General features: G+C 43.7%; 8 protein-coding genes and 3 pseudogenes. 5 read left to right on the top strand and 6 right to left on the bottom strand.

All coding sequences use genetic code 11. The features are described 5' to 3' along the window. Window positions 1–23: 23 nt before the first annotated feature. Entirely contained in the window at window positions 24–1649 is a 1626-nt protein-coding gene (locus Vt282_RS07970; protein ID WP_162063073.1) for a methyl-accepting chemotaxis protein, read from the bottom strand. Between the two features lie 207 nt (window positions 1650–1856). Between Vt282_RS07970 and queD the strand changes: the two genes are divergently transcribed. Next, a complete protein-coding gene (gene queD, locus Vt282_RS07965) occupies window positions 1857–2219 on the top strand; it encodes a 6-carboxytetrahydropterin synthase QueD (RefSeq protein ID WP_162046187.1) in 363 nt (120 codons plus the stop codon). 64 nt (window positions 2220–2283) lie between these two features. Here the strand turns inward: queD and Vt282_RS07960 are convergent, their stop codons facing one another. The 4 genes from Vt282_RS07960 to Vt282_RS07945 all read right to left on the bottom strand — a co-directional run bounded on the left by Vt282_RS07960 (window position 2284) and on the right by Vt282_RS07945 (window position 6465). Next, window positions 2284–2748, bottom strand: coding sequence for a GNAT family N-acetyltransferase (locus Vt282_RS07960; protein ID WP_162063072.1), 465 nt, complete (start codon window positions 2746–2748; stop codon window positions 2284–2286). Between the two features lie 113 nt (window positions 2749–2861). Beyond that, window positions 2862–4223 carry an L-serine ammonia-lyase gene (locus Vt282_RS07955; protein WP_162046189.1) on the bottom strand — a complete coding sequence of 454 codons (1362 nt, stop codon included), beginning with the start codon at window positions 4221–4223 and terminating at the stop codon, window positions 2862–2864. A gap of 90 nt (window positions 4224–4313) precedes the next feature. Beyond that, entirely contained in the window at window positions 4314–5567 is a 1254-nt protein-coding gene (locus Vt282_RS07950; RefSeq protein ID WP_162046190.1) for an aromatic amino acid transport family protein, read from the bottom strand. A 292-nt stretch (window positions 5568–5859) separates the two neighbouring features. Beyond that, on the bottom strand, window positions 5860–6465 hold the full coding sequence (locus Vt282_RS07945) for a CoA pyrophosphatase (protein WP_162063071.1): 606 nt from the start codon (window positions 6463–6465) through the stop codon (window positions 5860–5862). Window positions 6466–6601: 136 nt separating this feature from the next. Between Vt282_RS07945 and Vt282_RS07940 the strand changes: the two are divergent. Beyond that, window positions 6602–7143: pseudogene (locus Vt282_RS07940) on the top strand (heme NO-binding domain-containing protein). Window positions 7144–7150: 7 nt separating this feature from the next. After that, window positions 7151–8838 (top strand): annotated as a pseudogene (locus tag Vt282_RS21720) (response regulator). A gap of 7 nt (window positions 8839–8845) precedes the next feature. Here Vt282_RS21720 and pabB read toward each other — a convergent pair. After that, window positions 8846–10210, bottom strand: a complete 1365-nt coding sequence (pabB, locus tag Vt282_RS07930) for an aminodeoxychorismate synthase component 1 (protein ID WP_162063712.1) — start codon at window positions 10208–10210, stop codon at window positions 8846–8848. A 175-nt stretch (window positions 10211–10385) separates the two neighbouring features. On the opposite strand from pabB, the pseudogene Vt282_RS07925 reads away from it, so the two are divergent. Together Vt282_RS07925 and Vt282_RS07920 are read left to right on the top strand one after the other, a co-directional pair. Beyond that, window positions 10386–11901: pseudogene (locus Vt282_RS07925) on the top strand (fumarate hydratase). Between the two features lie 147 nt (window positions 11902–12048). Then, window positions 12049–12234: a hypothetical protein gene (locus tag Vt282_RS07920; protein ID WP_162046195.1), complete on the top strand. Its 186-nt coding sequence runs from the start codon at window positions 12049–12051 to the stop codon at window positions 12232–12234. The last annotated feature ends 81 nt before the right edge of the window (window positions 12235–12315 follow it).

The raw sequence follows: 12315 nt of genomic DNA, 5'->3' as shown, positions 1-12315 counted from the left end.
TCGATTTCGCGTCGATAATTCCGCTATTTTTTTACGTCATTGCGGTGACCTAACGAAAATTGGTTGATTAGCTGTGCGAGCCGTTCCGACAACTGCTCTAAGTCTAGGCTAATGTCTCGCGTTTGTGAGGCCAATTGCGAGGTATCATCAGCGTGAGCGGTAATGGTGTCGACTTTACCTTGTATGTGATGACTCACTGAAGAGGTGGTTTGCGATTTCTGTTGTATTTCGCGAGTGTGGTCTAACACTTGATGCATCTCTTTGACAACCGTATGCATTGTGGTAGAGAGCGTTTCTACATCTTCCGAGCGCTGATGAGCTTGCTCGCAGACTTGATCTACTGATGCCAGCGATTGCTGACTCCCTTGTTTAAATTGCTGAATAATCGAATCGATATTATTGGTTGCTTCGGCGGTGCGAGCTGCCAAATTACGAACTTCTTCTGCTACGACAGCAAAGCCACGGCCTTGTTCACCTGCGCGAGCTGCCTCGATGGCTGCGTTGAGTGCAAGCAGGTTAGTTTGTTCGGCAATGCCGCTGATCACTTCCAAAATCGTCGAGACTTCTTCGGTTTGGTCATTCAGCGACGTAATCTTCTCTTTAACATTATCAATCGAACCAACAAGTAACTTAATATCTTCACTCACATTGTGAGCACTGGAGGCACTCTCTGTTACGACCTCAACAGTATGATTGACCAAAGAAGTGGCTTCCTGAGTAGCAAGATCGGTTTGGCTTTGTTGTTCCAGCATCGTGTTAATATTGCTTTGTACATCGTTGGTTTCGGTTTGTTGATTATTGACGGCATCATCTGTGGACTGTGCGACATGTGTTAGTCGACTTGCAGCATTGGATAGTGAATGTGTGGTTTGCTGAACGTTGTGAAGGCTGTCGCTTACCGTGTCCATAAATGAATTTATGGAGTTGGTGAGTACACCAATCTCATCGTGTTGCTTACTTTCCAAGCGTCCAGATAGATCTTTAGTCTGAGAGACCTGTGACATGAACTTTGAAGCCGCTTGCAATGGAGTCACAACAATCTTGCGCGTCAGCGCCATGGTAATGAGAAAGCCGACAAAGGTAATTGATGCCATGATCGCCACTGCCATCAGTGCTTGTTGGTGCACCAGTGAGTTGACGTGGCTGATGTTGTATTCCAGTCGAATGGCGCCTAACACTTCGCCTTCTGGCGCGGCATGGCAGCCAACACAGTTAGTGCCTCGATAATCTAGACTTGATTTCATTGGTAAGGCGACCACCAAGCCTTGCCCCCAACTTGCCGCTATCGGTTCAATAACAAGTTCGCCATCAAGCGCTCGCTTATCGATGTTATCGAGCGGTGCTTGATCAGGGTTACCGGGGCCGTAAAGTTTATTCACTGCTGGTGCTCTGAGCACTTTGACGTTTTCTATTCCCTCTTGGCTAAGTGCTTTTTCGCGTAGAGTTTCTTTTTGAGACATTGTGCCAGTTAACATCATCATGTTGAGGCTATCAAAGTAGTTGCTGGCTTTATCATGCAGTTGTTCACTGAGTACTTCATGAATGAGCTGCTTCTGTTGTTGGTATTGGTAAAATGTGGAAACAGCAAGAACGCAGCCAAAGACAAGTACTAATGCAACAAGTAGCTTAAACGTTATTGTTGAGCGCATAGGTTTTTCTAATTCTTATTTATGGGATTAATACGCAACTCTACCTGAGCATAAATTGATATGTTATCCATCTGTATCATAAATGTGACCATTAACTTATTGTGGTTATAATATTGTGATCAGAACGAAAGTGTTGGTATGAGGTGGTGATTTAGTAACAACTTAGTTAGTATGTGTCACCTTTGTAGCCATTAGCGTAGTAATTAGATGAAAACTGAGTTGTATAAAGATTTTATGTTTGAAGCGGCACACCACCTGCCAAATGTACCTGAAGGGCATAAATGCGGTCGCTTACATGGTCATTCTTTTTTGGTCAGAATCTATGTTGAAGGTGAAGTAAACCCACATACCGGTTGGGTCGTAGATTTTGCAGAGATAAAAGCGGCATTCAAGCCGATTTACGATCGTTTGGATCACTACTATCTGAATGATATTGAAGGATTAGAAAATCCAACCAGCGAAGTGTTAGCAAGATGGGTTTGGACTCAACTTAAGCCAGCATTACCGTTGTTGAGTAAAGTAGAAATCAAAGAAACATGCACCGCAGGCTGTATTTATCGCGGTGAATAAGCTAATCAGCGAATGATATAAACAGGGCGGGGTAGAATCTCCGCCCTTCATTTTTGTAACAGCATTAAAGCCGATGTCTTAAAATACGTTCTTTGCCACTCTTGCCGTAAATGAGTTTTCGCTCTTCGACAAAACCCGATGCTAAGAAGAATTGTTGCGAGGCATCATCGGTTGCGGGTATCGACACACAAATAGAATCACTATTGGCACTGATGGCATTGGCATAGATATTGAGCTTTTGCATTACTCGTCGACCAAGCCCTTTTCGTTGATAGGCCTTATCAAGCACGATATATTTTAGACTGAGTTCATGCCTACGAGCGAAGGTAGAAGAGAACGAAAAGGCCTTATCGATAATAAGATAGCCGATCGCTTTTTGGTCGACACACAGACTGAGAAATACTTCGTATTTAGAGCGTTGTTGGTAGGATTGCTCGAAAGGTAAATGAGCGTGTTTTTGCTCGGGTAAAACTTCAATTTGCATCAAACTGGCGAAATCTTTCAGCTTCGTCGGCTTTATCGCAATCATATTGCCTCTTTTACTACATACAAAAATGGCGACCTTGAGAGTCGCCATTATATCTTCAAATCTTTAAACAGAATATCACACTGTTATCGATTTTATATGGGTTACCACTAAACTTAGCAGATAACCTTAATCGCAAGACCACCTTGAGAAGTTTCACGGTATTTTGCGTTCATGTCTTTACCTGTTTCTAGCATCGTTTCGATAACTTTATCTAGCGATACGCGAGGAGCAGATGAGCGACGAAGTGCCATACGAGTTGAGTTGATTGCTTTAACAGCAGCAATACCGTTACGCTCGATACATGGTACTTGTACTTGACCTGCTACAGGGTCACAAGTTAGACCTAGGTTGTGTTCCATCGCGATTTCAGCAGCCATACATACTTGCTCTGGGCTACCACCCATAAGCTCAGCAAGACCTGCTGCAGCCATAGAACATGCAACGCCTACTTCACCTTGACAGCCAACTTCAGCACCAGAGATAGAAGCATTACGCTTGTATAGACCACCGATTGCGCCAGAAGCCGCAAAGAAACGCATGTAGTCTTTTTCTGTTACCGTTTGGATGAACTTATCGTAGTAAGCCAATACTGCTGGGATGATGCCACATGCACCGTTAGTTGGTGCTGTAACCACACGACCACCTGCAGCGTTTTCTTCATTAACTGCAAAAGCGAACATGTTAACCCAGTCAACCACTGCCATTGGATCGTTAGACGTTTTTTCTGACGTTAGCAATTGCTGACGCAGTGCTGCCGCACGGCGAGGTACACGTAGTGGCCCAGGTAGGATGCCTTCTTCGTTCATACCACGTTCCATACATTCACGCATAGTGCGCCAAATGTTTGCAAAGTAAGTACGAGTTTCGTCATCCGAATGAAGTGCGTGTTCGTTCTTCATTACAAGCGCACTAATAGATAAGCCGCTTTCTTTACACTGGTTGATCAGTTCTTCAGCAGAAGTGTACTCGTAAGGCGCTTTAACAGAGCTTTCAGAGTCTTTACCGAAGTTCTCTTCATCAACGATGAAACCACCGCCGATAGAGTAGTAAGTTTTTGAGAATACTTTTTCTTCTTCAATCCAAGCATGGATTTGCATGCCGTTCTCGTGTAGCGCTAGGTTAGTAGTATGGAAATTCATACCACCGTCACGAGGGAATGAAACTGTATGACAGTGCATGCCAACAGGAAGACGTTCTGTTTCTTCTACTCGTGCAATAAAGCTCGGAATAGAATCGATATCCACTTTCTCAGGAGTGTTGCCAGCAAGACCCATGATGATAGCGATATCTGTGTGGTGACCTTTCCCTGTCAGTGATAGTGATCCATAAACGTCAACGGTAATTTTAGTGATGTCACGCAGCTTGCCCATCGCACGTAGATCATCAATAAATTCTTTACCCGCTTTCATTGGGCCTACAGTGTGTGAACTTGAAGGACCAACGCCGATTTTATAGATGTCAAAAACACTAATCATTTAGATTACCTCATAAGTAAGCCTCCCCGAGTGGGGAGGCTTATTTTTCATTATACTTTTAGCTTTAACTGCCCAATAAACTAGGGGAAATTAAAGAGCGCCGTAGATTACAGAAGTAATCGCTGCAAGACCACAGATAACTGTGAAAAGCTGTACAGGTGCTGAAGTTTTGTACTTAGCCATTGCAGGTACTTTGTGCATCGCAAATACAGGTAGAAGGAACAGGATAGCCGCGATCATTGGCGCGCCCATTGTTTCAATCATACCTAGGATGCTTGGGTTGATAATTGCAACGATCCAAGTAGTGATAACGATGAATAGTAGTGAACCTTTCTCGATCTTGCTTACTGGAGTAGAAGAGCGAGATTTGATTAGACCAACTAGACCTTCGTGAGCACCTAGGAAGTGACCGAAGTAGCTAGAAGTAATCGCAGCGAATGCAACAACTGGACCCATGTAAGAGATGATTGGGTTGTCGTGTACGTTTGCTAGGTAAGAAAGTACAGAGATGTTTTGCTCTTGTGCCATTGCTAGTTGTTCTGGAGATAGAGATAGAACAACAGAGAACACGAAGAACATTACAAAGCCCATTAGCATCATCGCAGCACCGCCAGTGATTGCGTCAGTTTTCTTAACTGCGTCGTCACCGAAGTTCATGCGTTGTTCTTTAGAGAACTGAGAGATAACAGGGCTGTGGTTGAATGAGAATACGATGATTGGAATTGCTAGCCAAACTACAACAGGCATAGTGCTGAAGTCAGGTGCTACTTCCATCATTGATGTATTCCAGTCAGGAATTAGGAACACAGATAGTGCTAGAAGGATGAATACTAGAGGGTAAACCATTGCTGAAGTTGCTTTCAGCATTAGCTCTTTACCAAATACAACACCACCCGTCATCGCAGCGATTAGCGCGCCAGAAAGCAACCAGCGTGGAATAGATTCCATACCCATTTGGTTAACTAGGAACGAGTCAACCGTGTTAGTGATACCAACACCGTAGATTAGAACGATAGGGTAGATAGCGAAGAAGTAAGCGAAAGTGATTAGGTTCGCACCAGTTTTACCGAAGTGTTCTTCTACAGTATCTGTGATGTCAGCTTCAGGGTTTTTAGCAGAAAGAACGAAACGAGCTAGAGATTTGTGTGCAAACCAAGTCATTGGCGCAGCAATTAGAGCTAGAGCAACTAGAGGCCAGAAACCGCCAGCACCCGCTTTAATTGGAAGGAATAGCACACCAGCACCTACCGCGGTGCCGAACAGAGATAAACACCAAGTGAAATCTTTGTAAGTAAACTTACTTGCAGATTTCTCGGTTACTGCTGTTGAAGTAGTAGAGTTCATATTTGAGTTACTCATTTTTTGGGAACAGGAAATAAGTCGGCGCAATTTTGCATAATTGAATTGCAAAATTGTTAGATCTAAATCACAAAATGATGGGATGGCTCATATGATATGTCAAAAAGGCGTTTTTTGTCACGAATTTTACGTGCCACAGATGATTTATATTAATCTTTGACATTAGTTAAAGTAATGCAAAAGTTGCAGTGTTTTTGTTTAATCAATGTAATCGTTTGCGCGCAAAACGCCTTTAAACTGTACGTTGTATTGCAACTCGAAGATTCAAACAAATTATCTAGATTTGTACGATTTGAGACTGCATAGCTTGTATGATTTGTGCCGTCATGCCCCAAATAAAATGGTTTTGGTAATTAATACCAAAAACACGATGTGATTGCTGATTGATATCGAAGGTCATACTGTTTAAAAAACGCGGGTCAAGCACGATATCAACAGGAACTTCAAACACATCATCGACTTCCCCGTAATCAATATTCAATGTGTAGCTTGAGTCAATAAAGGCTAGGTATGGTGTGACATTAAAGGCACTTATAGTGGGCAATTCAGGCATTTGACCAAAAATTTGTATTAAGTGTGGAGAAATTCCAATTTCTTCGTGAGTCTCACGCAGCGCTGTTGCTTGTAGTGTTGAATCGTAGCTCTCTAATTTTCCACCCGGAAAACTGATTTGACCAGGGTGGTGTTTTAGGTGATGTGCGCGCTTGGTGAATAGCACATGCAAGCCTTGTGCCCGCTCGACAAATCCAATCAGAACCGCTGCTTTTCTAAGGTGCTCTCCTTGTAAAAATTGAAGCCTTTTTAAGCTATCGCTGTGATATGCGACAGGTTGTTTAAATTGAAATTGTTGAATGAGAGCGTGACGACTGTTAGGAACTTGCACAAATCCTCCTCTATCTGTTTGAAAAACCCAGTGTTATGGATCATGCTTTGAGGTAGCTATTGGAAGCGTGTACCTAATAAGTATTAAAGGTAACAGAGGCATAACTCATAATAGATATAGCAAAAAGGGTTAGGGGATGAAAGGGATCATTTTTACTGAATTTATGGATTTAGTTGAAGATAAGTTCGGCTTGGAAGTGCTTGATCAAATACTCGATGAAGTCGGGGATGAGGGCATTTACACTGCAGTTGGCAGCTATGATCATAAAAAGTTGGTCAAACTTATCGTTAAGCTGAGTGAAATTAGTCAATTGCCTCCAGAAACCTTGCAAGAGGTGTTTGGACGAGCGGTGTTTAATAATTTGTACTCGACACTGCCTGATTCTGCGAGTTTGTCTGAGTGCAAAAATAGCTTTCAATTTGTGCGCTTGGTTGAAGACTATATTCATATCGAAGTGAAAAACTGTACCCCGAAGCCAACCCGCCAAAATTTGAGTTTATTTCCGAGAGCGAGACAGAGCTCATCTTCGACTATAAAAGCGCACGTTGTATGTCGCATGTTTGTTTGGGTTTAGTACAAGGATGTGCCGATCATTTTGATGAAAAGTTTGATATCACTATGAACGAACAATCCTCAGACAATAGCCACGTTAGGTTTCAGCTTACGCTAGTTGAGTAGGGACAATATGAGTAGTTCTCCACTCGAGCGAAAAATTATACGGGAAAAAGCAGCACGTAAGCAGGCTGAGAGTTTGCTTGAGCAGAAAAGCTTAGAATTGTATGAAGCGAACCAACAGCTCAAATTGGTACTTGACCAGCTTGAAAGTCAAAACCTCAAAGGGTTAAAAAAACTGGAATTTGAAGGGTACATTAGTAAATCTCTGATCCTATTTGGCCGATCTTTTTTAAGCCGTACCCTTGATGATGGTTTACTCCTTAGCTTTCTTGAACGCCTGCGTTCATCAAAACTGATTGACGCAATTAGTTTATATATTCGATCTGATCTTCTCCCTAGTGTAGTAGCGACCCATTTTGGTTCGATTAAGCCTACCGATGACCAAGATATCTGTAAGAAACCTCGTTGGCGCGGTTCCCACTTATGTATGCCGATTGAAGTGGAAGATGGTTTAGTGGGAGAACTGCAGATTATTGTTGAGGAGGAGGAATTCGAAAAAGCCTTTGTACAAAGTCAAATGGCTTTGGTGATTGAGCTTTTATCGGGTGCCATTAGTCGCCAATTGATGGTCACGAAAACTCAACAGGCTCGCAAGCGAGCTGAAGAATCTGAAAAGGCGACCAAAGAGTTCGTTGCGATGATTAACCATGAGCTCAGAACGCCGCTTACTGGTCTGCTAGGCAGTGCGGAATTGCTGGCCGATACACCGCTCAATCAAGACCAGCAAACCATGTTAACCAACTTAACCCATTCGGGTGATTTGCTTCGCCATATCATTAACGATCTCCTCGATTTCAGTAAAATTAGCGCCGGAATGATGCAACTGTTCTCCAGTGAGTTTAGCTGGCATGATATGAAAAATATGCTTCACGGTATTTTAGTCCACAAGCACAAGAGAAGCAGATCGCTTTCTTAATCGAAGAGCGTGGGGAAATGCCTGAGTTGCTCGTAGGAGATTTTGAACGAATAGGGCAAATACTGACCAATATTATTGGTAATGCGGTCAAGTTCACTTCGATTGGACGAGTCGAAGTATTGGCTCAGTGGCGAGAAGAGGCGCTGCATTTAGTTATCACCGATACTGGCTGCGGAATTCCCCAAGAAGCTCAGGCGTTACTGTTTGACCCATTTGTACAAGCGGATAGAACCGCGAAGCGTACTTATGAAGGCACAGGATTAGGTTTAGCAATTTGTAAAAACTTGGTCGCTCTGATGAATGGCAGCATCGATTTTGTCAGTGATGTGGGTGTGGGCAGCGAATTTACTATTGTATTGCCGCTGCAAACTGCAGTGCGTCGCAGTAATGTCATTGAAGCCGAAACTCATGAGTCACGTCCGTTAGATACTTTGAGTATTTTGGTGGTTGATGATATTCGTATGAATCAAATCATTATCAATCAAATGCTGAAAAAACTGTCGATTAGTCCTGATACGGCAAGTAACGGGCGAGAAGCAATAGAGGCCGTCGAGAGCGCCAGCTACGATTTGATTTTTATGGATTGCCGTATGCCAGAAATGGACGGCTTTGAGGCGACGAGTTATTTACGTGGTAAGCAATACACACGGCCAATTGTCGCATTGACCGCGGGTACAACCTTAGAAGAGCGTGAACGCTGCATTGAATCTGGTATGGATGATATTTTGACTAAGCCCTATACCGCCAACGATCTAAAAGCGATGATAGAAAAGTGGGTTTAATTGCTGCTTAAGCGAGTACTGGTAATATACGGCTCAACTTGTCTAACGTCTCTTGGTATTCTGCGTTGACTTCACTATCAGCAACTAATCCACCTCCAGCCCACACATGAAGCATACCTTTTTCTGCCACCAGAGTGCGAATAGTGATGCTGGTATCCATGCGTCCGTGACGACTGATGTAACCGATACTGCCGCAATAAGCGCTGCGACGATGCGGTTCAAGCTCCTCGATGATTTCCATCGCGCGTACTTTCGGCGCTCCAGTAATAGAACCTCCAGGGAAACACGCTCTCAGCAAATCAATTGGTTGATATTGGTGGTCTAGCTCGGCTTTGATGGTACTCACCAAATGATGTACAGCTGGAAAGCTCTCTACGTCAAATAGCTTTGGCACATGTACACTGCCCGGGCGAGCAACACGACCGACATCATTACGCAGCAAATCGACGATCATTAGGTTTTCAGCTTGGTCTTTCTCTGCATTGACAAGCTCTTCGGCATACGCCTGATCTTGGGCCGGATCGGCACTTCGTGGGCGTGTGCCTTTAATCGGTTTGGTTTCAATCGTGCGGTGGTCAACTTGGACAAAACGCTCGGGTGAAACGCTCAATATAGTGCTGTGTTCGGTTCGAATGAACGCAGAAAAAGGTGCTTGGTTAAATTGCTCCAACTTTTGATACGCTTGCCACTCGTCCCCTTGATAAGGTGCAGTAAAGCGTTGTGCCAAATTGATTTGATAGCAATCACCAGAGAGTAAGTATTCTTGTACTTGGGCAAATTTATCTTGGTATTGTGCTTGGCTCATATTGGATCGCCAATCTTGAGTCAGAGCAAACGTATTATTAGATGTAGTGGATTGCGTAGTTAACCAAGCATAGTGTTGCTCGACATTTTGGCCGACAACCCATGCTTGTTGACGCTGGTGGTCAACGACCAGCGCCCAATCATATAGACCAACGGCCATTTCAGGTGTGTCCAAGTCGTGTTCTGCAGTGTTGGGCAGATCTTCAACTCGACGTCCTAGATCGTAGGCAAAGTAACCAAGTACACCGCCTACAAAAGGCAGTTCGCCCTGATAGTCAAGAGGCGGTAAATGACGATTTTGCACATTTTGGATCACGGTAAAAGGATCGTCATTTGTTTGGTAATCTGTATCCCATTCTGTAACTTGAGTGGTTGCTCCTTGAGTTACTATTGTCACAATAGGATTAGCCACCAGAATATCAAATCGACTGTCAACATGACTTGTAGACGCTGAGCGCAGCAACATTGCCCAATTATCGCTAGAAATCGGCGAAAATAGGTGTGTTGCAAGGTCAGGAGTGTAGTTAATTTGCTTGAATTGCAAGCAATTTGGCTGAGTGTTATTCATTTGTTTAAATTGTGACAAAGAAATCGTTCAGTTCGTGGCACGTTAGGAAAAGCAAGAGTATCATAACCGAAATAGAACCCGCTACTTAGAATAAAAACGGATGACTGAAAGGTGTTAGTTTGTCAGAAGTGGATGTTTAACAAAGTGGGAAAATGGAAGCAATAAGAGGCAAGTAATGACAGTAATCCGTAGACAGGATGTGATCGGCAGTGTCGCTGATGCACTTCAGTACATTTCTTACTACCACCCACTCGATTTTGTGCAAGCTCTAGAGCAAGCATATCATCGAGAGCAAAGCCAAGCGGCAAAGGATGCCATCGCCCAGATTTTGATTAACTCTCGTATGTCTGCAGAAGGCCATCGTCCGATCTGTCAAGACACTGGCATCGTCACCTGCTTCGTCAATATCGGTATGGGCGTTCAATGGGACGACACTGATATGACTGTGCAACAAATGGTGGATGAAGGTGTACGTCAAGCCTACACCAATCCAGATAATCCATTGCGTGCTTCAGTGTTGAGCGACCCTGCAGGTAAACGTATCAACACCAAAGACAATACACCGGCTGTGGTTCATATCAATATGGTACCGGGTGATAAAGTTGAGATTCAAATCGCAGCCAAAGGCGGCGGTAGTGAAAACAAAACTAAGATGGTGATGCTTAACCCATCGGATGATATCGCTGAATGGGTGGAAAAAACACTACCATTGATGGGGGCTGGTTGGTGTCCTCCAGGCATGTTGGGTATCGGTATCGGTGGTACTGCAGAAAAAGCAGCGGTATTGGCGAAAGAATCCTTGATGGAACACATCGACATTCATGAACTGATTGAACGTGGTCCGCAAAACGCTGAAGAAGAGTTACGTCTTGATATCTTTAAACGCGTTAACCGCTTAGGTATTGGCGCTCAAGGCCTTGGCGGTTTGACTACTGTGGTTGATGTTAAGATCAAAACAGCTCCGACTCATGCCGCTTCTAAACCAGTATGCATGATCCCGAATTGCGCTGCGACCCGTCACGTTCATTTCACGCTTGATGGTAGCGGTCCAGCAGAATTGACACCACCTAAGCTAGAAGATTGGCCAGATATTACATGGGAAACAGGCGAGAGCACTCGTCGTGTTAACCTTGATACAGTGACCAAAGAAGAAGCAATGGAGTGGAAGACGGGTGAAACCTTATTGCTAACCGGTAAGCTGTTAACCGGTCGTGATGCCGCGCATAAACGCATTCAAACCATGCTTGATAATGGTGAAGGTTTACCAGAAGGTGTCGATCTAAAAGGTAAGTTTATCTACTACGTTGGTCCTGTCGATGCGGTTGGTGATGAAGCCGTTGGCCCTGCTGGCCCAACAACGTCAACTCGTATGGATAAATTTACTGACATGATGCTCGAAGAAACCGGCATTATGGGTATGATTGGTAAAGCCGAGCGCGGCCCTGCAACGGTTGAGTCAATTAAGAAGCACCAATCTGTGTATTTGATGGCGGTTGGTGGAGCCGCATACCTAGTAGCGAAAGCGATCAAGAAAGCGCGTGTTGTTGCGTTTGAAGATTTAGGTATGGAAGCGATCTACGAGTTTGAAGTGGAAGATATGCCAGTAACCGTCGCGGTTGATTCAAGTGGCGCTAATGCTCACCAAATCGGTCCGGATACTTGGAAGTAAAATCCAAGAGATGGAAGCTTGATTGGCTAACAGTAATTTACGTATGTAATCACTTATGTATGTAGACGGATAAAAATGCAGCGAAAGCTGCATTTTTTTTTGCGAAGTCCTTGTGCTAGTTGCAGTGGGTATATACTGTTGTTAAATCAATAATAAAAAAGGAGAGCTCATGCCTCGTTTTATTCAAATATTGCAGATCATTATTGCTGCAGTTGTCGCCTTCTTCGTTGGCTATGATCTTATTTTGCACGGCATCAGTATTTTCAATGAAAAATACGTCACCATCAGTTGCGTACTGTTTGTCTTGCTAGAGATTGCACTGTTTGTTATCTACAAACTGATAGAAGACGATTAGAACATCATATATTCATATCGAAGCTACTAAATAGTAAACCTCTGATTTCTATCAGAGGTTTTGTTCATCTAGGATTAATAT

It is taken from the genome of Vibrio taketomensis (genome assembly GCF_009938165.1).
Taxonomy (GTDB): domain Bacteria; phylum Pseudomonadota; class Gammaproteobacteria; order Enterobacterales; family Vibrionaceae; genus Vibrio; species Vibrio taketomensis.
The sequence above is the reverse complement of the archived record's forward strand: the minus strand, read 5'-3'. Positions and strand labels throughout refer to the sequence as shown.